27 protein-coding genes and 1 pseudogene are annotated in these 24,769 nt (G+C 41.6%); 6 read left to right on the forward strand and 22 right to left on the reverse strand.

The features are described 5' to 3' along the window. The first annotated feature begins 95 nt into the window (after window positions 1–95). On the forward strand, window positions 96–857 hold the full coding sequence (locus ACZ45G_RS22705; protein ID WP_464172790.1) for an MBL fold metallo-hydrolase: 762 nt from the start codon (window positions 96–98) through the stop codon (window positions 855–857). Window positions 858–1,700: 843 nt separating this feature from the next. Then, entirely contained in the window at window positions 1,701–2,183 is a 483-nt protein-coding gene (locus ACZ45G_RS22710) for a hypothetical protein (RefSeq protein ID WP_464172791.1), read from the forward strand. 89 nt (window positions 2,184–2,272) lie between these two features. Here the strand turns inward: ACZ45G_RS22710 and ACZ45G_RS22715 are convergent, their stop codons facing one another. The 3 genes from ACZ45G_RS22715 to ACZ45G_RS22725 form a co-directional block, all read right to left on the reverse strand. Beyond that, complete coding sequence (locus ACZ45G_RS22715; protein ID WP_464172792.1) at window positions 2,273–3,121, reverse strand: alkaline phosphatase family protein; 849 nt, start codon at window positions 3,119–3,121, stop codon at window positions 2,273–2,275. A 158-nt stretch (window positions 3,122–3,279) separates the two neighbouring features. Next, entirely contained in the window at window positions 3,280–3,684 is a 405-nt protein-coding gene (locus tag ACZ45G_RS22720) for a thioredoxin family protein (RefSeq protein ID WP_464172793.1), read from the reverse strand. 232 nt (window positions 3,685–3,916) lie between these two features. Next, on the reverse strand, window positions 3,917–5,407 hold the full coding sequence (locus ACZ45G_RS22725) for an efflux RND transporter permease subunit (RefSeq protein ID WP_464172794.1): 1,491 nt from the start codon (window positions 5,405–5,407) through the stop codon (window positions 3,917–3,919). A 297-nt stretch (window positions 5,408–5,704) separates the two neighbouring features. Between ACZ45G_RS22725 and ACZ45G_RS22730 the strand changes: the two genes are divergently transcribed. Next, window positions 5,705–7,225, forward strand: coding sequence for a MarR family transcriptional regulator (locus ACZ45G_RS22730; protein ID WP_464172795.1), 1,521 nt, complete (start codon window positions 5,705–5,707; stop codon window positions 7,223–7,225). On the opposite strand, the gene ACZ45G_RS22735 is transcribed toward ACZ45G_RS22730, so the two are convergent. The 6 genes from ACZ45G_RS22735 to ACZ45G_RS22760 are packed head-to-tail and all read right to left on the reverse strand — an operon-like array spanning window position 7,182 to window position 13,006. Next, complete coding sequence (locus ACZ45G_RS22735; RefSeq protein WP_464172796.1) at window positions 7,182–8,882, reverse strand: efflux RND transporter permease subunit; 1,701 nt, start codon at window positions 8,880–8,882, stop codon at window positions 7,182–7,184. The genes ACZ45G_RS22730 and ACZ45G_RS22735 overlap by 44 nt on opposite strands. Before the next feature lie 12 nt (window positions 8,883–8,894). Then, entirely contained in the window at window positions 8,895–10,076 is a 1,182-nt protein-coding gene (locus ACZ45G_RS22740; protein ID WP_464172797.1) for an efflux RND transporter periplasmic adaptor subunit, read from the reverse strand. After that, complete coding sequence (locus tag ACZ45G_RS22745; protein ID WP_464172798.1) at window positions 10,073–11,356, reverse strand: TolC family protein; 1,284 nt, start codon at window positions 11,354–11,356, stop codon at window positions 10,073–10,075. The genes ACZ45G_RS22740 and ACZ45G_RS22745 overlap by 4 nt, the downstream gene beginning before the upstream one ends. 50 nt (window positions 11,357–11,406) lie before the next feature. Beyond that, window positions 11,407–12,090 (reverse strand): OS_HP2 family (seleno)protein, encoded by a 684-nt coding sequence (locus tag ACZ45G_RS22750; protein ID WP_464172799.1) that lies wholly within the window; start codon window positions 12,088–12,090, stop codon window positions 11,407–11,409. Next, entirely contained in the window at window positions 12,087–12,536 is a 450-nt protein-coding gene (locus tag ACZ45G_RS22755) for a MauE/DoxX family redox-associated membrane protein (protein WP_464172800.1), read from the reverse strand. Before ACZ45G_RS22755 ends, ACZ45G_RS22750 begins: the two co-directional genes overlap by 4 nt. Beyond that, the gene (locus ACZ45G_RS22760; RefSeq protein ID WP_464179997.1) at window positions 12,533–13,006 is read right to left on the reverse strand and encodes a cation diffusion facilitator family transporter; all 474 of its coding nucleotides are present in this window, start codon (window positions 13,004–13,006) and stop codon (window positions 12,533–12,535) included. The genes ACZ45G_RS22755 and ACZ45G_RS22760 overlap by 4 nt, the downstream gene beginning before the upstream one ends. Before the next feature lie 437 nt (window positions 13,007–13,443). Here ACZ45G_RS22760 and ACZ45G_RS22765 point away from each other — a divergent pair. Continuing rightward, window positions 13,444–14,333, forward strand: a pseudogene (locus tag ACZ45G_RS22765) (ISAzo13 family transposase). A 6-nt stretch (window positions 14,334–14,339) separates the two neighbouring features. Here the strand turns inward: ACZ45G_RS22765 and ACZ45G_RS22770 are convergent. Genes ACZ45G_RS22770 through ACZ45G_RS22780 form a run of 3 tightly spaced genes read right to left on the reverse strand, consistent with a single transcriptional unit; the run spans window position 14,340 to window position 16,092 of the window. Continuing rightward, window positions 14,340–14,972, reverse strand: coding sequence for a cation diffusion facilitator family transporter (locus ACZ45G_RS22770; RefSeq protein WP_464172801.1), 633 nt, complete (start codon window positions 14,970–14,972; stop codon window positions 14,340–14,342). 12 nt (window positions 14,973–14,984) lie between these two features. After that, the gene (locus ACZ45G_RS22775; RefSeq protein WP_464172802.1) at window positions 14,985–15,488 is read right to left on the reverse strand and encodes a rhodanese-like domain-containing protein; all 504 of its coding nucleotides are present in this window, start codon (window positions 15,486–15,488) and stop codon (window positions 14,985–14,987) included. 37 nt (window positions 15,489–15,525) lie between these two features. Next, window positions 15,526–16,092, reverse strand: coding sequence for a (Fe-S)-binding protein (locus ACZ45G_RS22780; protein ID WP_464172803.1), 567 nt, complete (start codon window positions 16,090–16,092; stop codon window positions 15,526–15,528). An 87-nt stretch (window positions 16,093–16,179) separates the two neighbouring features. Between ACZ45G_RS22780 and ACZ45G_RS22785 the strand changes: the two genes are divergently transcribed. Continuing rightward, window positions 16,180–17,919, forward strand: coding sequence for an IS1634 family transposase (locus tag ACZ45G_RS22785; protein ID WP_464172804.1), 1,740 nt, complete (start codon window positions 16,180–16,182; stop codon window positions 17,917–17,919). A gap of 159 nt (window positions 17,920–18,078) precedes the next feature. On the opposite strand, the gene ACZ45G_RS22790 is transcribed toward ACZ45G_RS22785, so the two are convergent. The 10 genes from ACZ45G_RS22790 to ACZ45G_RS22835 all read right to left on the reverse strand — a co-directional run bounded on the left by ACZ45G_RS22790 (window position 18,079) and on the right by ACZ45G_RS22835 (window position 24,072). After that, the gene (locus ACZ45G_RS22790; RefSeq protein WP_464172805.1) at window positions 18,079–18,786 is read right to left on the reverse strand and encodes a cytochrome c biogenesis CcdA family protein; all 708 of its coding nucleotides are present in this window, start codon (window positions 18,784–18,786) and stop codon (window positions 18,079–18,081) included. 288 nt (window positions 18,787–19,074) lie between these two features. Further along, window positions 19,075–19,824, reverse strand: a complete 750-nt coding sequence (locus ACZ45G_RS22795; protein ID WP_464172806.1) for a sulfite exporter TauE/SafE family protein — start codon at window positions 19,822–19,824, stop codon at window positions 19,075–19,077. A gap of 76 nt (window positions 19,825–19,900) precedes the next feature. Further along, complete coding sequence (locus tag ACZ45G_RS22800) at window positions 19,901–20,275, reverse strand: rhodanese-like domain-containing protein (RefSeq protein WP_464172807.1); 375 nt, start codon at window positions 20,273–20,275, stop codon at window positions 19,901–19,903. 120 nt (window positions 20,276–20,395) lie between these two features. Next, window positions 20,396–20,542 (reverse strand): hypothetical protein, encoded by a 147-nt coding sequence (locus ACZ45G_RS22805; protein ID WP_464172808.1) that lies wholly within the window; start codon window positions 20,540–20,542, stop codon window positions 20,396–20,398. Between the two features lie 3 nt (window positions 20,543–20,545). After that, window positions 20,546–20,944, reverse strand: a complete 399-nt coding sequence (locus ACZ45G_RS22810; RefSeq protein WP_464172809.1) for a thioredoxin family protein — start codon at window positions 20,942–20,944, stop codon at window positions 20,546–20,548. A gap of 28 nt (window positions 20,945–20,972) precedes the next feature. Beyond that, window positions 20,973–21,206 (reverse strand): thioredoxin family protein, encoded by a 234-nt coding sequence (locus ACZ45G_RS22815; RefSeq protein WP_464172810.1) that lies wholly within the window; start codon window positions 21,204–21,206, stop codon window positions 20,973–20,975. Window positions 21,207–21,240: 34 nt separating this feature from the next. Then, window positions 21,241–22,308, reverse strand: coding sequence for a permease (locus ACZ45G_RS22820; RefSeq protein WP_464172811.1), 1,068 nt, complete (start codon window positions 22,306–22,308; stop codon window positions 21,241–21,243). 67 nt (window positions 22,309–22,375) lie between these two features. Next, complete coding sequence (locus tag ACZ45G_RS22825; protein ID WP_464172812.1) at window positions 22,376–22,720, reverse strand: ArsR/SmtB family transcription factor; 345 nt, start codon at window positions 22,718–22,720, stop codon at window positions 22,376–22,378. 18 nt (window positions 22,721–22,738) lie between these two features. After that, complete coding sequence (locus ACZ45G_RS22830; protein WP_464172813.1) at window positions 22,739–23,248, reverse strand: thioredoxin family protein; 510 nt, start codon at window positions 23,246–23,248, stop codon at window positions 22,739–22,741. A gap of 698 nt (window positions 23,249–23,946) precedes the next feature. Next, complete coding sequence (locus tag ACZ45G_RS22835; RefSeq protein ID WP_464172814.1) at window positions 23,947–24,072, reverse strand: VOC family protein; 126 nt, start codon at window positions 24,070–24,072, stop codon at window positions 23,947–23,949. 245 nt (window positions 24,073–24,317) lie between these two features. On the opposite strand from ACZ45G_RS22835, the gene ACZ45G_RS22840 reads away from it, so the two are divergent. Beyond that, complete coding sequence (locus tag ACZ45G_RS22840; RefSeq protein WP_464172815.1) at window positions 24,318–24,665, forward strand: TraR/DksA family transcriptional regulator; 348 nt, start codon at window positions 24,318–24,320, stop codon at window positions 24,663–24,665. The last annotated feature ends 104 nt before the right edge of the window (window positions 24,666–24,769 follow it).

The raw sequence follows: 24,769 nt of genomic DNA on the forward strand, positions 1-24,769 counted from the left end.
TATCGGGTGCCGTATAATCATTTAGGTGTTCGCAGCACAACGGCCTAAAAATTAATAAACAGCATTTTTAAGAATAGTAATGAGGAAGGAGCCAAATGAAGAATTGGTTTACAATAGATCAAATTGATAAGGAAACTTATATCATCAGCGAATACCGCCACTGGGAGGAAACGCATTGTTACCTCCTGAATGGATCTGAATATAGTCTGCTGATTGATACTGGGCTTGGAATTTGTAATATTTATGAAGAAGTCATCAAGCTAACTGATAAGCCGGTAATCGCTGTAGCTACCCACATTCACTGGGATCATGTTGGTGGTCATAAATATTTTCCAAACTTTTACGCCCATGAGGATGAATTAAACTGGCTTAGCGGAGAATTTCCTCTGACGATTGATCAGATTCAAGACATGGTTGTTGACCGCTGTGATCTGCCGGAAGGTTTTGATGTTTTCAAATATGAATTCTTTCAGGGTAAACCAACCAGAGTGCTAAAGGGAAATGACGTAATCGATATTGGAAACCGCATTGTTCAAGTAGTGCATACGCCCGGACATTCACCGGGCCATATGTGTTTTTGGGAAAAGAATAGCGGTTATCTTTATACAGGAGATTTGGTTTATAAAGACACACTGCTTGCTTTCTTTCCGTCCACCGATCCAGAAGCATACCTCAATTCTCTGGCCCACGTTTCTGCTCTTCCGGTGAAGCATGTGTTCCCCGCACATCACACTTTGAATATTCAGCCTGAAATCCTGGCCAGAATGCGTGATGCTTTCCAGCAGTTGCAAGATGAAGGTAAATTGAATCATGGCAGCGGAACATTTGACTATGGAGATTGGGCTGTATGGCTATAATCGACACAAAAAAAAACATCATATTGTAGTCCGATGAATCAGCGTTAAAAAGTACATTTAATACCTTTACAACTTTCTTTTGTGGATAAACTCGGGAACTGGAATCTTGAGTATAAACAAGGCATAATTTTTATTATATTATAAAAAACATTATGGAAAATTGTCTCAGACGAAACTTGTCACCGAATATCAGTTGAATGATCCATTTGTTTTACTTAAATCCAAACCGCAGAAAACATGGATTCAACTTTATAGGAAAACAAGTATAACCAAAACTGGCAGCGATTATTCAATTTATTTGGCGACAAAGATTACCCCAACAAATCTTTCCAAATGAGCCCGATAGATATTCTGGTGGATATTGCCATCTATTCCCAGGAAACCCCTTTAAGACAAAGCTTAAAGCTGCCAGGGTTGGGATTGATTGCAATAACAACAAGCCCTTGATATGTTTATAGTATCAAGCAAATTTATAAGCCCTTATGGAATCAAGTAATTAATATATCAATCAGAAGCTCAATTCGCATTTCTTGTGCCATTTTGGAAATAGAATTAAATGGATTCTCAAAGAATATATCGAACGCTTCAGGGCTAATTATTTGAGGCCCAAAGATATCAACGAAGTCATCATAGTTAAGGCCTGTTTCCTCACAATGTTCGTGTATAACCTGTTTTAATTCTTCAAAATTGGGATTATCCATTGTTACAAGATACATGAAAACTTAAAAATGTCAAAAATAATAGGTTAGGAAGTCAGCTGTCATTCCACATTGGTTACGGTTATTATATCAACTTAAATATGAAAAATCATCCTGTACTGCTGCCACAGGGTTATAAAGTTGAATGAAAAATTCAAAACTGAAAAAGTGTCATATACCCCATATTGGGGTTCCCAGATTTTCCTGGACTGAGTCTTTAAAATTCCAGTTCACGTCATTGGGGTCAGGCCTTTTACCCCATAATGATAGACATAGGTGTCGCTCAATTCCTAATTTAAAAATCCATAAGAATAAGAAATATTGGATTGTTGATTTTGAATACACATACGTACCGGTTAGATTTGATTTGCCAGCACTATTGGAAGAAGAAGTAAACACCCTGCTTAAAAGAATTGGAGTGTTTGATTATAGACTTAGCTCGCTTTCTAACTATTCTAAAATGGATCAATTAGATATATTCTTAAGACCCTTATTTTTTATTTTTTTAAGGCTGAAAGTTATATCTTTCCCATCCTTTGCAAAAGTCTTTAGGAGATTAAATTCTTCAGCTATAGGTAGGTGTGATTTCCATTTGTGCTGTCCTGGATTCACCTGCTTTTCTCTTTAAACTGATTATTTCTGGTTTAAGGAGGACGAATTTTTTGACATCTCCTGTCATTAAAAGTTGAATAACAGGTTTTTTAACGTCATTAAAAATCATTTTACAGGAACCTTTTCTATTTTATTATCGTTTTGAGGTAAAAGGACTGACTCTAAGATAGGTTTGAGCTGTGTTACATGGTATTGAAGCCCCTGATATTTTGTGAGATTAATAATATCAGAAACCATTATCAGGGGTAGTTTGGCATCATCCGGGTGATCGCTACCATGAATCGTTTTGTGTCCAGCATGATCACTGGTAATGATAATAAGATAGTTTCCTTTTGATTTTACCATTTCAATTAATGGGGCAATACTTTCATCGATAAAAAACAATTCCTCCATATAGCCCTGAGATAACCAGCCTTCAACAGGCCCTGTTCGATCAAGTCCACTGATATGAAGAAAACAAAATTGTCTCTGTTCAGTTGCTTTGAAAAAAGTCATGGCGTTATCTACTGAAAAATCTGAGTCTAATTTATGCTGATCAACTGCTTGATTAACAAGATATCCTAATTTTTCTTTTGAATAAAAAAATCCTGTGGAAAAGCCTTTAGTTTTTGCATCGGTAAAAATAGTTTTTTCTTTTATCCCCGGCTGCCCTGATTGCCATGCATTTTCTGTCCGACCGCCTTTGTCAGGTCCTATCCCTGAAAACATAGCCGCATGTGATAATAATGTCAGGGGTGGATTCGTACTAAAGCCGTCTAATGTATAAACGCCTTGCTCCAATAGTTGCTGGATATTAGCAGATGTTTTTGGATCAATTGCTTTTGGATGCAAAGCATCTATGGAAATGATTAAAACGATTTGAACTTCTTTGGCAAAAGAAAATCCGGGAGTAACCGAACCGATGATGAATCCTATAAGCAGATATACAACCCAATATCTATTTTTAATTTTCAAATGAGGCTCCTTCCACAGGAAGATCCACTTCCTGCCTTCTGTCCAGCTGTTAACCAGAACTTTTACATTGGAAAATCCCATTTCCTTTAGGAAAAGAGCCAGTTCATGGCTCAAATCAAAGGTCTTTCCATCACAATATCCAGCATAACAACTATCCTTTATTGCTTAAGATCCGGTGCTTGAACTCCCATTTTTGTCATCTGCTCAACAATGGATTTCTCATCTAAGAATCCGACATGCCGATAAACCTCGTCCCCCTTTTCATTAAAGAAAATCTGGGTAGGTATTGACCTGATTTTAAACCGCTTTGCAGGTTTATTGTTTTCCCAGACATCAATAAATACGATATCAGCAGTTTCTTTGTAGACCTTTTTGAGTTTAACAAGAATCGGTGCCATCATTTTACAGGGGATACATTTTTTAGCCCCCAGATCAATCATAGTCACTCTTCCTTTAACAGGAACGTTTAAGTAATCCTCTGCAAAAGCACCTGATGTAAAAAACAGCATCAACATTACAACCAACACACTCAATTTTTTCATTCTTTGTTTTTCCTTTGTCATGATTTTAGGTTTCCTTATTTTTGGTTTTTTATTCAATAATTTTCAACTGCTGAACTCTCCAGTAACCCTATCTGGAACAACCTCCTTTATATTTTATATAAAACTCTCACCTAAGGTCTTGTAATCATGTGAGTTTCATTTTTTGTTGTGGCCGGGGCAAATACCATGCTTCGGCCATGCCGGTTTATTGGGAGTTCCGCACATCCCGCAAAAATGCATACCGGGAGGGTTATCAAATTGACAGTGAGGGCATTTCATGTTTCTTTTGACCTTTTTTACCATCAACACTATAGGCAAACATGGGAATATAAACCAGGGTCAACACCGTTCCGACCAGAAGCCCCCCCACGGCCACATCTGCAAGGGGAGAAAGCCGTTCCAGCCCGACAGCCCATTCAAAGGCAATGGGAATCATTCCGGCAATGGTGCCAAATGCCGTCATAAACACCGGGCGAAATCTGACCGCCACGCTTTCCATGGCCGCCTCAAAAGGACCTTCCTTTTTGCGGTATTCCTGGTAAAAATCAATGAGCAGTACCGAGTTCTTGATGATAATGCCGAACAAAAGCATGATACCCACAAGACTGGGCATACAGCTGGGCTTGTTGAACACCAGCATGCCCCAGGATGCACCGATCATGGCAAGGGGCAAAACAAGGATCATCACAATGGAAAGCCGTACGGACTGATAAATGGCGATCAAGGCCATGAGCAGCAGGACAATACCGATGCCGATGGCTTTAATCATGCGCTTGAAACTGTCCTCCATCTGGAAGATGTCTCCCTGCTGGCTGACCTCCACCCCTTTTATCCCCTCTTTTTCCAAGGCCTTAACCGTATCTTCGGTCAGGGAAGAAATGGCTCGTTTTGATCTGTATCCTGTCACATCAATGGAATACAGCATCTGGTTACGTTCAATTTTATTGGCGGTAAACCGATACCCAATGGTCGCAAGAGAGGCCAGGGGAACAGGCCCTTTAGGGGTCTGGATCGGTATCAGGCGAAGGTTTTCAAGGTTGCCGTCAAAATTCTGGTTAAAATAGAGGCGGACAAACTGGGTCTGCATGGAAACCAGGTTACCGCTCAAGGCGACTGGGATCCCTGCCAGGGGAAGCTGGGCGGCAATCTGAACCGGCGTCATATCGTAGGCCAGTGCCCGATTCGTATCGATTTTCAATTCCACTTCGGTAAAATCATTGTCCCAGCTGATGCCGGTGGATGTGATTCCCTTGACACGCCCCATGGCTTTGGCTGCTTTTCGGGCAGCCCCAGGTAAAAGATGGTAGTCCTCGGCCAAAAGGCGTGTGTTGACCGGTGCTTTAATGCTGGACATGGGCGTTGCACCAAAATCATAGACATCCACTGCTTTGACATTTTTCAGGGTAGCTAGTTTGTCACGGATCTCATCTTCAAGGGCCCAGAGCGTTTTTTCCCTCTCAAACCGGTTCACACAATTAATGGTCATGATGGCCTCGGTGGGCAGGGACCCTGACCCCATTGACAGAACACCGGGTTCCGACCCAAAGGTTACCGAGCTCATGACCACTTCAGGCATCTTATGGAGCCAGTCAAGAAAGGGACTGATCCGTTTTTCCGCCTCTTCCACGGTTTCGTTGGCGGAAAATCTGACATGGGCCTTGATGATGCCGGTATCCATGGGGGGCATTAAATCCCGCCCGATAACGGGCATGATGGTCTTGACACTGATTCCTAACCTGGACAAGCCAGAACCAAAAAGGTTTCATTTAATAATAAGCGAATGTATAATGAATATCCAATAAGAAGAATTTGGTCAAGACCCGTTCCGGTCTGATCACCTTGCAATCGCTGATTTGATCATTTTAACAAACTCTACCCTCATTTCATTTGAACAGCAAAACTCTCTCGCTTCGCTCCCTCAAACAGTTGCTGTTCTATCATTCCATTCGGCAAGAGTTTGTAAAAAATGATCAAAAATACGCTCTTTACAAGGCAATCAAACCTCCACTGGAAACCGTGCCTAACCCAAAGGAGGTCAAGTATGCTTTTTACAGAAAGATACTCCAAACAAATATCTGGTGTTTTACATTGTTACGATCGTGTCATTATTCAAGGTACTGTTCCCGGAATCTGTTACGCAAAAGGCATGACCAGTTATCTTTATTCAAATAAAGTTAGAATTTTTGATTACCCAAAATTTGCCGAACCTTTCAAAGAAGAACTCCGAAATAATGCTGAAAAAGTTGCTTTAAATAATGAAATCCAGATTCAATTTCTTCCAAAGAGAAAAATTCGGAAAGAAAAAATAATAAAAGATATCATCAAAAAAAGAGGTGATCATCCCGGTCTTGTTCATATTATTTCGGCCATGGAAGCATGTCCTTCCTACAAACCTTGGCACAATAAAAAAACTGGCAAAACATATCTGAAATCAATTTTGGGGAAATGTTTGCATTATTATTTTTATTTTATTGATGATAATTTGGGCCTTTGTTATGTCAGGGTTCCTACATGGTGTCCGTTTCGATTACAAATTTATTTTAATGGCCATAATGTCCTTGATGCTGCTATGAAACGAAAAGGCATTCAAAGTGTAATAAGGGACAATGCAATCATGAAAACTGAATCCTTTGAAGCTGCTCAAAAAATCAGCGATGCTCTAAATATTGTTCAAATACATGAAAAGCTAAATGAACTTGCAAACCGTTATTGTCCGGTTATCAAACATTTTCCTATGGGTTATCATTGGAGCATCATGCAGGTTGAATATGCGACCGATATTATTTTCAAACGTCAAGAAGATTTGAAACTAATTTATGAAAATTTAACCCGTACTGCTATTCATTCAGTCAAACCTGAAAACATCGCTACTTTTCTTGGCCGAAAACTCGATCCACAATATCAGGATGAAATGGGCAATAATTTTTCTACAAGGATAGAGGGGACATGCATCAAATTTAGAATGGGGTCCACCTCAATAAAAATGTATGATAAACACGGTATCATTCTCAGGATAGAAACAACGACCAATGATGTCTCTTTTTTTAGGCACTACCGAAAGGTAGAACATCGAGATGGAACAAGCTCCATGAAACTTACAGGTATGAAAAAAGGACTATACAGTTTGGGGCCTTTAACCGGCATATTATTGAATGCAAACAAACGTTTTTTAAAATTCATTTCAGATATAGTTGATCCGAGTGTTGGTATAAAAAAACTTAAAAAAATCTCAGAGACCGTTGTTCAAAACAACCGGCCATTCAAGGGGTTTAACTTTTTCAACGAAGATGACATGAACGTATTGCAAACAATAATGTCCGGTGAGTTTACAATCAGTGGCTTCCAGAATAAAAATCTCCGTAGTAAGCTTAAAAACTACTCCAGCAGTCAAGTATCAAGAACCTTAAAAAGATTGCATACACACGGTATGATCAAAAAAGTTGCCCACACTTATAAATACTATTTGACTCGTTTTGGAAGCCAAGTAATTACCATGGGGATGAAAGTTAAAACAATGGTTATAATCCCTGAATTGTCAAAGGCTTATGAGCCATTTGCATAATTCTTTTGCCAAAAAAACACGAATATAAGAGATAAGAAACTAACAGGGCTACGACTCCCAGGGTCATGACAATCCGCCGGAACAGAGACCAGCGGCCGGCTGAAAATTTTAAAATGAATAGATAGGGGCCGACCAGACGACCGAAGGTATTTTTATACAGTTTTTCAAGCCATATCTCTATTCTGTTTTTTCGGGTACCGTTTCTATAGAGGAAAAGACACATGCTGGGGATAAAGGTAATGGACAGAAAATAGGAAACCAAAAGGGCAATGATGAGGGTTGAAATCAGGGGCCTGAAAATCTGCTGGGGGAAATCACCTACAAAAAGAAAGGGGAACATGATGGCAATGGTGGCAAGGGTGCCGGCAAAAACAGGTGAAATCACCTCTTTGGTTCCTCGAACGACGGCAACGGATAATTCTTCTTTTAGTTCGGTGAGATGCCGTTCAATATTTTCCAGAACGACTACGGCATCATCCACCAGCATACCCAGGGCAAGAATAATCGCCGTATATATAATGAGATTCAATTCACCGCCGGTCATCCAGATGATGGCAATAGTGCCGAAAAAAACCATGGGAATGGATGCCAGGGCCGCCAGGACCGCCTTAAAATTTCCCAGAAAAACAAGGATCACCAGCAGGGTAAATATAATCGCATCTCTCAGGGCCTCCAGCATATTGGTATTGGCGGTTTCAATCAATATTCTCTGGGTGTCTGACAGCTGGAAACGGATATTGGGATACCGGATTTTAAGTTTTTCAATTTCCGCTCTTGCAGCCTTGCTGGTGGTCAAAACCGATCCTCCCGGTGCCCGCTGGATGGCCAGGGCCACAGCCTGAGCGCCATTGCCAAGATACCCTGAAAATCGTTTCTGGTGTTCCCAGCGAATATCGGCAATATCCCCCAGGCGAACGTTCAGAGCCACTGGAACCATTTTCAACCCCTCAACACTGGTCTTTTCCCCATAAAAGGTAATGGTATAGAACCGATCCGCCCCCTTTGAAAATCCAATGGGAATGTCCCGGTCCAGGGCCCGGATTCTGTCGGCAATGGTAGAAAGGGCAATGCCGTTGGATTTGGCGGCAAAGGGATCAATATTGATGCTGATGGCACTCTGGAAGCCGCCGAATACCTCTACATTCCCGATATCACTGTTCCTGAGCAATGCCGGTTTGATATCACTTTCAACGATTTTTCTCACATCTTCAATGGTCATCTCCCCATTGGCCGGTGACAGGGCAAACACATCCACGGGCAGGACAAAAGAGCCTGCCGTATAGATGGAAGGATTTGTGCCGGGGGGCAGTTTCCCCCTCACCTTGTTGATGGCGTTATTCACGTCCACTGCCGCCGGATCCAGCCCTTTTTTATACTCAAATTCTGCGGTCACAATGGACATGCCGGCAATATTGGTGGAGCTGACCTGACGGATGAGAGACAGGGTGGAAAGCTCCTGTTCCATGGGTTTTGACACGCTGGCTGCAACCACATTGGGCGTAGCACCGGGTACTTGGGTCATGACGATGACCGTGGGCCGTTCAGAGTCGGGGAAAAGATTTTTGGGCATGGTGATCAGCCCATAAACACCCAGAACAAAAAAACCGGCAATAATACTGTACAGTAGATAGCTTCTCTTGTAGAAAAAATCAAACATAGGTGTTCTCCTCTATCCCTGCCGGGCGGGTTGGGTCAGATCTGTTTTTACCGTTTCTTTTTGGTTTTCAGATATCAGAATCGGAACACCGGTGGATACCCGCAACAAAATATCGGGTTTCGCCGTAATAATTGTCTTGCCGGAAAGATCATTTGCCACCACCAATCCTTCACTGCCACGGGCAACGATGGTGACACGAATTTTTTTGGCCCTGCTGTCTTCCATGACATAAACAAATGTGGCTCCCCCCACATTTAAAACAGCGTCCATTGGTAAAAGGCTAGTTTCACCTTGATATACCACCACCTGGACATTGACATACTGGCCTTCCACAAATCCTGTGCTGTCGGAAAGGGCCGCTATATATTGGATCAGTCCGGTGGCCGTGGCCTGGTTTTTAGGAACCAATGCCAGTTTTTCCCCATGAAAAATAATGCCATGGGAATTGACGCTGTCGGGTAAAAACAAATTGATATAAAAGCCGGACCCTGCGGAAATTTGAAATAATACTTTCCCTGGACCTGTCATGTCTCCGTCCATGATCATGCGTTTGCTCACGGTGCCGGAAATGGGAGCAATAATGGTTGCATAGGTGATCAGACTTTCAACCTCTTTAATATTCTGGTCCAGTGCTTCTTGGTTTTTCTTTAGCACCGAAATCGTGTTATGGGCGGCAGACAGCTGGGCCTTAATCTTAGCAAGATTCGCCTCTTCTCCCCGGAATTGCTCCATGGACGCTCCCTTGACGTTGAGAAGTTCGTCTGTCCTGGAGTGGGTTTCCCGGGCCGATGCAAAGGAGGATTCAAGGGCCTTTATATTCTCCCGGCCTGCATTGATTTCAAACCCCAGGCTTTGTCTTTTTAAGGAAAGGCCCTGTTTTTTGGCCACAAGATCACTGGCATCAAGGGTGGCCAAAAGATCTCCTTTTTTGACGGAATCCCCTTCCTTTTTATTCACCTTTTTCACCCTGCTGCTGATTTTGGTGGACAGGGTTGCCGAAAGGTCCGTTGCCACAATTCCCATGGCCGGCAGGGTCAATGTCACCGGTTTTTTTTCAAGGGTTACGGTGTCCACTACCACCGGCAGTACTTTTGCCGGTGCAATGTTTGCCAACTGGGCTTTTCGTGTTTTAACCAGTTTAATACCCCCCACAACCAGCACAGCTATTAAAACGACTGCAAATATTTTCTTCATTTTATAATTCCTCTCAAATCAATTCCATACAGAATCGCCTGTTGGGCGATGATCTGCCATTTTGCGTCCATAGCATTGTGCAAAGTTGCCTGGGCGGTTAAAACCCGGCTCTCATAATCCAGGTAGTCTTCGGTTGTTGTCCGCCCCAGATCAAAGGATATTTTGGCAATCTTGAGCAATTGTTCATTGTTTTTTACCGATTGCTTTGCCAGTTCTAGGGATCTTGCGACAATGGGCAGCTTTTGTTGAAGATTTTCAAAAACAGCATTCACCTCAATTTTTGTATTGGCCAACTGGTTGCGGGCTTTTGCAAGCTGCACCCCGGCAATGGTCTTTTGCGTTTTGAGGGTTTTGTCAAAAAGGGGCAAACTCACCACCAGTCCTGCACTGTGATAGTCTCTGTGAATGGCATCCCCTGTATTGTACGCCTCTCCATCATTGCCGGACAGAGTACCGTATAGGGATACCACCGGATAATATGCAGCCTTTGCAACTGCCATTTGTTTCTGGGCGGCAGCCACTTGGAGTTCATCTTTTTGAACGCCGATAAAGGAGTTGTTTTCTAAGAGAGTGTCCATTTCCATGCTGACAGGTAAGAATATCTTAATGTCGGTCAGTTTCTTCAGGTTCTGTTGGACATCCAATACCATGGACTGCAGATCATTTTCCTGTTGGGAAAGCTCAATCAATGTGTTGTTGATTTTCATCAATTCCGCTTCAGAGCTACGGCCGTTCTTAACTTTGAGAGTCAGATCATCCCGGGTTTTTTCAAGGGACTTGATCCGGGCTAAAACAGCCTGATCATGGTTGATTAGATACTGAAAGGAACTGTTGATGGATATTACAAGGGCCTGCCGAGTGACAAGGTTAATCCGGTTTTCAATTTCAGCCTTTTGGGTCAAGGCATCCAATTTTTCCCCCAGGGCATATATTTTTGCGGCATAGACCGGCATCTCCATTGCCAGGCCATAGCGCAGGATATTTCGTGAAAACGGTATCGATTCACCTGCTGCAGTATCGACCTCCGTAGGCGTCATGGGACGTAGGTTGGTGGGTGAATTATACATTTCCCCTCGGCCGAAAAGGCTGAATTTCGGGTACAGGGAATCCGTTGCCGCCTGCTTGTTCAGGGCGCTTTCCTGTATCCCCAATTCACTCATGGCAACCGCCGGCTGTCTTGCAACGGCTTCAAGCAATTCGGTAATCGTTGCTGCCGAACCTGTCCTTGCCAGACTCACACCGAGAATGACAATAATGAGAAAACAAAATCTATGGTTCATCAGCTGGTCCTTTTTCTATAAAAAAATATTTAATTTGTATAACACCCAGCTTAATTGGACAGGAAACCCGAGACCCGGATATTAATCTGCCGTTTCGGTGACGTATCCGTTTCAATCATGATCAGGTCAAAAAACCGACCCGGTATTTTTCGGGTATTTTCGACGGTCAACTCATAGTAGGACGGTTTTTTGTCTTCGATTTTTTTTATGTCATATCGAATAGACTGGCCATCCTTGACCCTTACTCTGGCAATATCAAACCCGTTGCCCTGGGTGGGGGTGATGATCATTTTTGCTATAATAGGTTTGCCGGGGGCGCCTTTCAAACTAATGAGACCTGGGTCAAGCCGAACAAATTTTTTGACATCCCCGCTTATTGATAACCGGATTATGCTTGTGGAAGGGTTATTGGTATGTACTTTGATTGTCTTTCTTAATTTCGTGTCACCATAGCCTTTGGTGGACAAAACAACTTTTATTTTCCCTTCTTCGCCCGGAAGAATCTGCTTCTCACTGGAAGCTGCCGTGCACCCTCAGCCGGATTCAATTTTAAGAATCTCCAAAGGGGCAGATCCTGTATTCTTAATGATAAATTCATGGTGAACCTTGTCCCCTTCTATAACCGGTTCAAATTGAAAGCTTCTTTCAGCGACTTCTGCTGAAGGAGTATTTTGGGCAAATAATGGCGGAGCAAAAAACAGCAGGACGATACACAATATACCAATTTTTTTCATAGTACAGCTCCTGGTTTCAGTTTTTTTTGAAAAAAGGTTAGGCCAAAAAGGAGGATGGACATGGCCAAAAATAAAAAGTCCCTCAACAGGGTCAGACGGCTCATGGCGTTTTCTCCTGGAGCACTTGAAAAACAGCCGCACCCCACGTCCAGGCCCCGTGAAAGATTATAGGAAATCGCCGTCATAAAACCGACCAAAAGAAGGGGTGTGATCAGCACTGCCCCGGGCATCCATTTGTTTAGGATAAGACAGCACCCGAGGACCAATTCAAGCCAGGGCAGGACCAGGGCCACCACATTAATGAAAATGTCCGGTAAAATCTGGTAATTGAAAACGGCCTGGGCAAACGCCTGGGGATGGAGGATCTTATCAAGACTGGCATAAATAAAGACCACACCGAGTAACAGTCGTACAAAGTGATACAAAAAACGGGAGAATGAATTCAAATTACTGTCTCCTTTTTGGCTCCGGCAAACTTTTCACACAACAGGGTACCATTCCCGCAGGATTCGGTTTCAAACTGCAAAAGAGGATGATCAATGCCGAATTTATGGAAAATCGAATGTCGGATACGTTGGGATAATTTTTCTGTCTGGCTGACCATTTGATCCGGCACGACCAGGTGGCAGGAAAATGAAATCCCTGAAGAACTGTCCAACCAGGCGTGGAGATAATGAACGCTTTTTATGTCTTCGACCTCTAAAAGGTGGGACTGGACATCCTTTAAATCCAGGCTGCTGGGGGTGGCGTTCATCAAAATATTGGTTGAAGATTTTAGAATTGACCAGCAATTTTTAAGAATAAAAACGGCAATCAGGACTGACAGTAAGGGGTCAAGCCAGTACCAGGGTTTATACATCATCACAAAACCGCTAAGGAATAAAAATTCAATTACCTGATCAAAATAACGTGAAATATCAAGTACTTATAAAAATCTAGACTTTTACATTATAGTATGAGATAGTTACGGTGCAATCTTTATCAAAAATTTAAGAGGCACCGTGAATGAAAAAAAAAAGAACACCTGGTCCAAAACCATTGTCACCTTATCCTGCTGAAATTGAAAAACTTATCAAAAAGACTTATTTGACGCTGTCAGAAAAAGACAGGCGAGCATATGCTGCAATAGAAGCGTTAAAATTACCGAGAGGTGGAAAAGCGTATATCGTTGAACTTTTTGGTTGCAGTAGAAATACCTTAGTTCGCGGTATCTCTGAAATAAAAAAACCGGAAATGGTTGTAAAAGACAGAACTCGAAAGAAGGGGGCTGGACGAAAACCAGTTATAGAAATAATTGAAAATATAGACGAAGTCTTCCTCAAAGTTATTGACGACCATATCGCTGGGGATCCTATGGATGAAAGAATTCGTTGGACCAATTTGAGCCACAAAAAAATTGCAGTAAAAATGAAAGAGGCGGAAATTATTATCAGCGTAACTGTGGTTAAAAAGCTGTTAAAAAAACACGGGTTCACAAAACGAAAAGCCTTTAAGAATAAGCCCATTGGGACTTCTAAAAATCGTAATGAGCAATTTGTAAAAATTAACCAGTTAAAAGAGCAATATCTCAAAGACGGCAATCCGGTTGTCAGTATGGACACAAAAAAAAAGAGCTTTTAGGTAATTTATACAGGGATGGCCATGTATATACTACGGGTGTAATTGAAGTCTATGATCATGATTTTCCATATCTTGCTGATGGGATAGTAATTCCGCACGCCATTTATGATTTAAAATTTAACAAAGCCCATGTAAACATTGGGGTTAGTAAAGATACAAGTGAGTTTGCCTGTGATTCGATAAGGATCTGGTGGGAAGTTTATGGCAAACTTCAATATTCGAATTGTACTTCCATCCTCATACTTGCAGATGGTGGTGGTAGCAATTCAAGCCGCCACTATATCTTCAAAGAAGACTTGCAGAAGCTTGTAGATGAAATCGGAATAGAAATAAGGATGGCACATTTTCCTCCTTATACATCAAAATGGAATCCTGTAGAGCATCGGCTATTCCCCCATATTACAAGATCTTTAAAGGGTGTCATCCTAAAAAGTCATGATTATATAAAAGAACTGATTGAAAATACGACTACACTAACGGGTTTAAAAGTTAAAGCCCACATTATAAAAAAAATCTATAAAACTGGGAGAAAATATGCTGATAATTTTAAAGAAACCATGAGAATAGTTTTTGATGATTGTCTGGGGCAGTGGAATTATAGAGCGATACCGGGAAAAGGGTAATTATAGTCAGTTTATTTTATTTTTATTCCTAATCAACACCACCACAGAGGTCAGAAAATCTCCCAGCATATGCAAAAAAGCACCTTTCACATTCAGGTTATGTTTTGAATCCTGATGGAGCAGCCAGGCGGAAAACCCGTTTCCAACAATCCCCACCAATGCCGCCCAGATGACAATTTTTCCTGCGACTATTTCAGGGGTTAAAAACCGTTGGAATGCGCCATATAGAATAAAAATACAGGCACCGGCCAGAATGATCACGTTTAATAATGCGGCCATGACTTCCGCCCGGCGATACCCAAAGGTATTTTCGGCAGTCGCCCCTTTTTTACCGATTCTATAGGCAATATAAGAGATAAGAATCGCCATGAAATCGCTGAAATTATGGGTGGCATCAGAAATCAGGGCCATGCTGTGTGCAAAAACACCGGCAATCACCTGGATAATGGGAATGATCAGGTTTAAAACAAGGGTGATTAACAGTCTTGTCCCAGTGGTTTCTTCCATATTAACATGGTGGTGGTGGCCGGAACACTCATCAGAATGATCAGATTCATCAAGGGGCAGCACCTTGAAAGGCCCCACGGTATCTGTTGGTTGGCAGCATTTTTCATGCTCGCTATGTCCAGGGTGTGTCATTTTATTTTCCTTTTACTCCTCTTTTTCAACGGGCAGGTTGTTGTCTATCCATAGGGTCCAGCCGTTGACAAGCACCTTGGTATTTAAAAATCCCAGATCAATTAGAAATAATGCCAGATCATGGCTCAGATTGCAGGCCTCCCCGTCACAATAGGTGATGATCCTGTCGGTTGGTTTAAGGTCTTTTGCAAGGGCCATGAAATAGTCATCCACATCATGCCAGGCAAGATTTTTGGCCCCTTTGATATGGCCTTGCTTAAACAGATCATCCCCCCGTGCATCTAAAAATAAAGCGGTTTTTTGGTCAAAGGCGGTTACAGCTTCTGAAAATGGTATGGCAAATGTATCACCACTATCGGTTGTCAGTCGGCCTTGGGTTGACCAGTCTCCGATGAGTGGCAGGTGTTGTTTACGCACAGTATTGGAAACCAGCCCGAAAATAACGGCAAAAATAAGTATGAGGCAAATCTGCCAGAGTGCCTGTTTAATTTGATAGGCTGAATATAAAAATTGCATTGAAAAGAATCCCTTCTCCTAATTAATCATCAAATAATTAATCATCAAGGTTAAATTGTTTCATGTAGGTATCTAATTTGTTTTTTTGTTCATCCTCCATGGGCTTGCAGTCTTCGGCGCTTTTGGCACCCTGGGCCACCTGGGTGGCAAAGACCATACAGGTGGGCTGACCGCATTCCCGGCAATTGGTTTTCGGCAAAAGTTTTAAGATTTCTATGATTCCGGGCCGAGGCATACCGGTATAACAGGGCTCTATGGTGTCTTTTTTTTCCCAGGCATCATTGATCTCGTTTTTCAGCCATTCAACAATTTTTTTGGCCTCTGCTTCATCTTTTAGGGCATTGACGGCAATTTTGTTACCATGGACCGTGATCAGTTTTCCCTGGGCACGGAAGGTGACTGTCGGCGGATTTTTTAGGTATTCGAAACCGCCCAGGGCTGTATTCAGGTACGGCAGTGCACAACTGACATCCTGATTCAGGTGGGCAAAGCAATGAACCCCTTTGGCATCGGCCTGGCATTTGGATTTAAATATTTCAAGGTCATAGTCTTTGAGCAGCATTTGTAACTCCTTTGTTATTAATTCAATGATTTTATCGGACATTCCGCACCCATGGAAAAGAGATTTAAATCAAATAAACTCAGACTTTGAACAAAAACAGATCAATTTCAAAATTAATTAGACAAACGTATGAAAGTAGTTCATAATAATCTGGATACTTATTCTTTTAATGAAAAGGCCAGATTATCTATGCACACAATGGACACAAAAGTCAAACAGGTAGATGTTCTTCCTCTGGTTAAGCATTACATAACTGAGCTGAGATTGCATGAACTTTTTGATAAATATGTACCCAATAAGAACCGTTGTGAAATCAATCCCGCTCAAGTGCTATGCATGATGCTAATGAACATTGTAGTTGCGCCAAAACCGCTATACAAAGTGGATGAATGGTTGATTGAACATATAGATGGCAAAGCAGAAAACATGGTGAATGCGGACAAATATAATGATGATCGTTTGGGGCGCTGCCTTGATGCTCTGTTTAGAGCAGATCGTCAAAGCTTGATGTCAGAGACATCAGTATCAGCTATAAAAGTTCATAATTTGATAACAACACGAATCCACAACGATTCTACTACAGTAAGCTTTGCAGGTGCATATAAAAATCAAAGCCCAGCAGCGATACAACTGAACTTCGGTCATAACAAAGATCATCGCCCAGACTACAAGCAGATTGTATTTGGACTAAATATCACAGAGGATGGACATGTTCCGATAAGTTATCAAGTATTCAATGGAAACCAAGCAGATGTTAATACCCACATATTCAACTGGGATAGTTTACGCAAATTTTTAGCAAATGAGGAATTTTATTATATAGCCGACTCAAAACTCTGTAGTGAAGATAACATGCATCATATCGAAAAAAACAATGGCAAGTTCATCACAATTATGCCAAAAAACCGTAAAGAAGTCAGTGCATTTTATGACCGACTCCGACAAGGCGAAAATATCGAATGGCAACCTGCATATTTTACAAAGTATAGTCGCAAAAAAGGAGCATTGATAACCTATCAGACTTATTCTGAGGAGAGAAGTTGGGAAGGTTATCATTTGGTTTGGGTACATTCGAGCAGTAAGGAAAAACAAGACTGCAAAACCCGAAAAAGGCGGATTATTAAGGCAGAAGAAAATTTGAAGGCCTTATTACCCGGGCTCAACAAATATTATTTAAAGACCAAGGAACAAATCGAAAAAGCAACAAGGAAAGCATTCAAAGGAGCCGGAGATTTTATTAAAGTTGAAATAATAGAAGAGAAAACAACCCAAAAAGTTAAAATTGGTCCAGGTCGAATAGGCCCAAATACTAAATATGAAGACAGTGAAAAAGTTACCTACGACATCAAGTGCTCTCGTGATAAAGAAGCAATTGAGCGAGCATCAAAAATCGATGGGATATTCCCGCTGATTACAAATGCAACTCTACCGGCAGCAGAAATTTTAAAAATCTATAAGACGCAGCCTTTTTTGGAAAAGCGTTTTTATACAAAGAAATCGGTCTTGGAAGTCGCTCCTGTGTTTTTGAAAAAAAATGAGCGTATTGAAGCGATGATGTTTCTCTACTTTATTGCATTGATGATCGTGAGCTTGATTGAAAGGAACATTCGCCAACAGATGGCAGAAGAGCAGATTGAAAGTCTTCCAATTTTACCGTCAAGGATGAAAACAAAGACACCGACCTGGAATAATATTCGCTATTTCTTTCGTAATGTTCACTTGGCTCTAATCACAAAAGATGAGAGGGTTTTACAATCTACGGTTAAGGGAGTAACAAAAACACATCATCTGTTACTGAAACTATTGAAAGTTCCATTCAGCGTGTATGAAAATCTGCAAGATGGCTGGTGGAACTTTGAATTTTCATAATAAGCATGGTGAATTGGTAGGCTCATGAAAAAAACCACGGAGTTAAATTAGGAATTTTGTTACCAAAGAGTGCGGAATGTCCGTTTTATCTCATTTGATTATTTTTATAGAAGCTGGGCCAGTAAACCAGTTTTTTGAACCATTTTACGGCTTGCGGTATCAGGTCGTAACAAACGGATAAATGACAAAATAGATGCCCAAAAGACCAACCAGGGTACCGGCCCCTTTGCGGAACCATGTACCGGCTCCCTGCCAGGCGGTATTTTCCATCAATTTCCTGACGGCTGCAGCTGAGCTGCCGGCAATGACAATCGGCAGACAATGACCAATTGCAAAAAGTATGATCAGGATAATCCCTGTCATCACCTGCTCTTGAACGGTAATAACCGCAAGAATCGGTGCGATGAACCCAAAGGTGCAGGACCCGGAAAGAATGCCATAGGCAAGCCCCAGAATAAACGCACCTGTCAGCCCCTTGACTTTAAGACGGTACAACAAAGAGCCTGACATGGAACATTTTTCCACGCCCAGCATACCCAAGGATACCCATATCAGGATAGCGCCGATTAAAATCTGCCAGTAATTTCCCACATCCCCCAGCATCCGGCCTAAAAGGGCACAAATAATTCCGATAATGGCAATGGTTAAAAACAGGCCTGTCGTAAAAAGAACTGAATAAATGCCAGCCTGTCGGGGATTGACCATTTTATCCTGTCCTCCGACGTAACCGACGATCAACGGGATGGAGGCCATGTGACAGGGACTGAGCAGTACTGAGATCATTCCCCAGATAAAACAGCCTGCAGCGGCCAACACGGTACCCCCGGTAATCCATTGATTCACGGTGATAAACACCTGGTCAAGCATATAATTGTCTCCTATCCTTTTTTAGTTATTTTTGGTGTAACGCCCATTTTTGTCATTTGGTCAATCATAGTTACCGTCCCTTTAGTCGGAACATTTAAATAATCTTGGGCAAAAGCACCTGTCGTGAAAAACAGCATCAAAGTGACAACTCATACACTCAACTTTTTAAAAATCAGTTTCATTATTTAGTTTTCCTCTAATATGGTGTATCTGTTTGAGGTGTCGCCTCAATTTAATTTTTTTGTGTTTTCACCGGATAAAAGCTGGCTGTGAGGGTCAAGAAAAGCATCAGGCCATAGACCATAGAAATTTAATTCCAATAAGTATTAAAACCCCGCCCAACATTCGTTTAACAGTCTGGGGCTTCATCTTTTTCTGCATCACTTTGGTCCCCAGATAGCCCCCGATCCAGGCGGCCAATCCTGCAAAAGCAAGAATTCTAACAGACACCGATCCCATGGCCGCATAAGTGACAAAGGCCGAAAACGATGAAAAGGGCACGGAAAAGGCAGTCACCATGGCCACTTTTTTGGGGTTAAATCCCTGGACTACCATGAGAGGAGAAATGATGCCTCCCCCCCCAACACCGAGAAGCCCTGATACGAACCCAGCCAGCACACCAACCCCCAGAGGGCCTGCAACCGGACGGTCTTCCCGGTACTGGTCCGCATATTTGGAGCCTTTAAAAAAAATCATCATTAAACCGGAAAAAAATAAAAAGCCAATAAAAATAAAAAGCAGGGTTTGTGTGGGCAAAAAATGACCGGCCCAGGCCCCCACCGGTGCCATGACAATGGATGAGGCAATGATGGGCAGCCCCAGTTTTACGTCCAATTTTTTTTCCCTGAAATTAGACCAGGTAGCCCCAAGCATGCTCACGCAGTTGACAAAAAGGCCAGTGGGTCTGGCCATGTTAAACGGAACACCGACCCAGGATAAAGCGGGAATAAGAATAACGGCAGAGCCTACGCCGCCAAGGGCGAAAAGAAAGCTCAGGCTGAACGACAAAAAAACAATGATTACAATATGGGATTCCATCTGAAGGTGTCCTTTACTATGAAAAAAATACCGGCAGGCAGCTGATCTTTTTTGCACTGCCGGTATTAAAATTTCATTACATTTTGGATAGGGGGCCGGGTTTGAATGCCATGGCCATATCCTCTGAAGAGGCAGTCAACCCTTTCACTTCTTCATACCCGTTGGCCAGAAGATAGGTGTAGGCCATAGCCCCTCTGAATACCGAAGAGCAGAAAGTGATGACAAATTTGTCCCTGGGGACTTCGCCCAGGCGTTCCGGCAGCTCATTTAATGGGATATGCAGGGCAAAGGGAAAAGAATGGTATTTCACTTCCTCGTTTGACCGGACATCCAGAAATACAAAATGATCGTTGTTGAGCACTTTTCGCATTCCATCAACGCTCATGCCGTGCTCACCGGAACCGAAAAACTGAAAATCCATTTCCTTAAATATCTGATTTAAATCGTTCATAATATAAGTCTCCTTAATTTGTAGTTGTTGTCGTATGGTGATTGAAATGCCGTGGGCCAGCCAGACAAGGCTGGCCGACAGCGCAAATTATGTTTTTTATTAGGTTCCAAAATTGGCAGTTTAATTCAAAAATGGCGTGATAATAAAATAACCGCCTAAAACAGCGATAGTGGTTCTGGCAAGTTTTCTAAACCATATACCTGCCGCAACAATCCCAATGCCGCCGGTCATCCATTGGATAACCGTTAAGAATATAGAATCCAACATCGGTTATCCTTTGTTTTTCAAGGGTTTTCCCACGCCCAGTTTTGTCATTTGTTCAATGATGGACTTTTCATCCAGAAACCCAACATGGCGATAAACTTCTTCTCCCTTTTCGTTAAAAAAAATCTGGGTTGGAATGGCCCTGATTTTAAACCGGGGAGCCTGCTTCCGGTTCTCCCAGACATCGATAAAAACAATATTTGCTTTACCGTCATAGGCCTTTTCAAGCTTGGCAAGAATCGGCGCCATCATTTTACAGGGGATGCATTTTTTGGCTCCCAAATCTATCATTGTGACCCTTCCTTTTTCCGGCACTTTGGAAAAATCGTGTGCCGATACTGCCGTAGCAAAAAGAAAAACCGAAATAACAGCAAGGAAAATATATTTATTCAAAGGTTTCAACATGATGGTTTCCTGTTCGTCGTTTACAAAATTATTTTTGCAGCCAGGATAAAATATCTGCTTTCTTAGGGACTTTTCCTGTACATTTTACCTGTCCGTCCACAATCACTGAAGGGGTGCCGAATACGCCATAAGAAGCAATCTGCATCATGTCGCTTACTTTCTCAACCTTGGCATCAATGCCGGCCTCTTTAATGACTTCTTGAACCAGTTTCTCCGTCTTTTTGCATTTAGCACAACCAGGCCCCAAAACTTTAATTTCCATTGTAAATTCCTTTTAATTTGTAAATTGTTTTTTTTTAAAGAATCATATTAAATAAATACCCGACAAACAAAATTCCACCGGCAACAACACCCACAAATACCGCAATCAATTTGGGTTTTAATACTTTTCTTAGAATCACCATTTCCGGTAAGGACAAGGCAATTACACTCATCATGAACGCCAGGACAGAGCCCAGAGCTGCTCCTTTTCCTAAAAGTGCTTCAACAACCGGGATAACACCTGCAGCATTGGAATACATGGGAACGCCGATCACTACAGACAAGGGGACAGACCACCAGGAATCTTTGCCCATGATAGATGCCATAATGCCTTCAGGTACAAAACCATGAATACCGGCACCCACCGCAATACCAAGTATGACATATATCCATACACGACCAATAATTTCTTTTACGGCATCCCATCCATAAACAAACCGGTCATTCCAGGTCAACTTTTCTTCTTCCATGGTCAAATTCGCTGCATTTGTCTGGGTTACCCAGTCTTCAACATGATTTTCAAGTTTAAGACGGCCGATCACCCAACCCGCTGATATAGCGATAAACAAACCTGTTCCCAAATAAATAGCAGCAACCTTCCAACCCAAAAGTCCATATAAAAGGCCAAGAGCGATCTCATTAACCATGGGTGCAGCTATTAAAAATGAAAAAGTAACACCAAGCGGAACGCCTGCGGTTACAAAACCGATAAACAACGGTACTGCGGAACAGGAACAAAAAGGTGTGATAATACCTAATAATGCGGCAAAAATATTACCAGCAAATTCACTTTTCCCTGAAAGAAAAGCCCGTGTTTTTTCAGGTGTAAAAAAACTTCTGAGGATGCCCACTCCAAAAACAACCAGGAACAAAAGCATCATGACCTTTGGCGTATCATAAAAGAAAAATTCCACAGATGATCCCAGATGAGATCCCTCTTTGATTGGCAGCAAGTTGTATGTAAGCCACTTTGACAGATCCGGTAGCACACGATAAATTGTCCACCACAGGTATATTCCAATAGCCCCCATCAGCAGGTTTAAGGCCATCATTTTGTTTATTTTTCCCCCATTTTGAACCGGGAGGGTTGTTTTTGGTTCCATAATTTCTCCTACTTTTCTTTATATATGGTGACTGAATGATGTAAAATTGTAATTTTTTTGTTTCTAATTATTTCCCAACAATTTCATGACGATCAATGCCCGGAAGAATCTGGCTTAATTCTTTTATTTCAGATTCATTATCCAGCCAATGTTTCAAATTACCAATCATGCTGGCGGAATAAGGGGACCCACTGCCATCGGAAAGAGAATAATTTACCCATAGCCCGTCTTTAAAACTCCTTACCAGTTCGGCATCTTCAAGAATCTTTAAATGCTTGCTGGCTGTGGATTGGGCAATACCAAGTGCCTCTTTGATCTCACAAACACAAAGAGGGTGGACTTGAAGCATTTTCATCATTTTAACCCGGTTAGGATCGGACAATGCTTTCATCACTCTAATAAATGTTTTCATATTTTCCTCATATTACAGCTACAGCTGTTCATTTAATCGTACTTGCGCTTCTTGAATAAACTCTTTGAGTCTTGCTCTGGAAGGTACTGAACCCACTGCTTTGATTTCCCCATTGACCACCAACGCTGGAGATCCCATTACCCCATATTGGCTGATTTCCTTAAGGTCTCGAACATGTTCGATACTTGCTTCAAGTCCCATTTCTTCTATTAGCAACATCAGGTTCTGCTCCAACCGGTCACATGTAGAACATCCAGCACCCAATACTTTAATTTCAATCCCTTCTACCGATATTTTCGGAACGGGTTCGCCAATAAATTTTTTATACTCACACAAAAATGCAGATTCATAGGCATCAATGACCGTAGAGGGAATATAATTTTTTTTAGATAGTTTTTCTACCATCCTGGTTCCGATATTTTGGTCTGAAAGAATTTGTTTTTCTTCACTCATTTCTTTGAGCGCCTCTTCAAGACCAATAATCCCTGTTTGATGTTTGCCAATCCTGATTTGAAAAACTTTTTCCATATATCCTCTTATTTTCATATCGTTAAAATAGAATATAGCGATATGAAAATTACTTGTCAAGTTATTTTTTGAAAGACAAGACGATAGGCTACCAACCGATAGAAATATTCCGAATCACCTAAGTTTATAGTGATGCGGACTGGTGAAGCGCTTAAAAATAGAGTTTTAGTTAAGTGGTAAGGCCTGGACAGGAAAATGAAATCCCTGAGGTTATGGGTGGCATCAGATATCAGGGTCATGCTGTGTGCAAAAACCCCCGCAATAACCTGAATAACGGGTATAATCAAGTTTAAAACAAGGGTGATTAACAGTCTTGTTCCGCTGGTTTCTTCCACATTAAAATGGTGATGATGCCCTGAGCATTCGTTGTTAGAGCTGTCTTCATCAGGGTGCAGAACCTTGAGGCCCTCAAGTGCCTGCTATTTGACAGCATGATTCGTGGTTGTTTTGATCGTGGTGTGACATTATAATATCCTTTAATATATAGTTAAAATGGAATATAACGATATGTATACCCGGTAGCAATATATTTTTGCTGTTTTATTTTAAATAATACGATAAGGTTTTTCACCAGGATAATATTCACGTACTGGCATTCGTTGTTTGCCGCCATGCTCAACAATTTTTTCAGCTAAGTCTTCTACATCGGGATCTTGAACACTAAAAAAACGTCATTGCACATGATTCCTATAGCAGACTCATCGGCAATAATTTCTGTTGGCGGCACTAACATACCACCCCAATACTTTTGTATAAAACTCAACAGCCTTGTCAAGATCCTTTACAGACAACCCAATGTGTGAAAAAGTTCTCGGATAAGTCATTGTTTTCCCCTCTATAAAATTTGATTATTAATTTATGGGACAATAAATATTGGAGACACACTTTCCAGCAGCTCAAACCCAGGCAAATAATTTTCAAAATCAGCAACTATAAATTTTTCAGAGTATGGTGCAATAAGTATCGGTTACCGAGAATTGCTGCCTGTTATTTTATCCGCTGTTATTTTATCCGGATTTTTGCTATTTGTATTATCGTGCTTAATCCAAAAGGCGAAATATAAAACATAATGAATACCAAAGAAAAAGCAAACATCCGACTGGCAATAATAGAAAAAATTGAAAGGTTTAAAAAAAATATCGAAACCTTCAAAAAATTATCACAGCCAGTGGAACCGGACAATGCCATTGGCAGAATAACACGGATGGAGGCCATAAACAGCAAAAGCATGAATGAAGCCGCCCTGGTTAAATCAACCAATACCCTGGATAAACTCCACAGATGCCTTAAAAAAATAGATGATCCTGATTTCGGATATTGTATGAACTGTGAAGAAGCAATCCCCTTTAAAAGGCTACTGATCATGCCTGAAGCATCATTGTGTGTCCCGTGTGCCCAAAAAATCAACCAAGGATGAATTTTCTCCTTATTAGAAATAAAGAAAACCAATTATCAGGCGTTCAAGCCCCTTCCCCTTGAAACCCCTGGTCGGGATGATTAGGGTTTAGGAAACAAAAATTT

This window comes from Desulfoconvexum algidum, assembly GCF_055382125.1.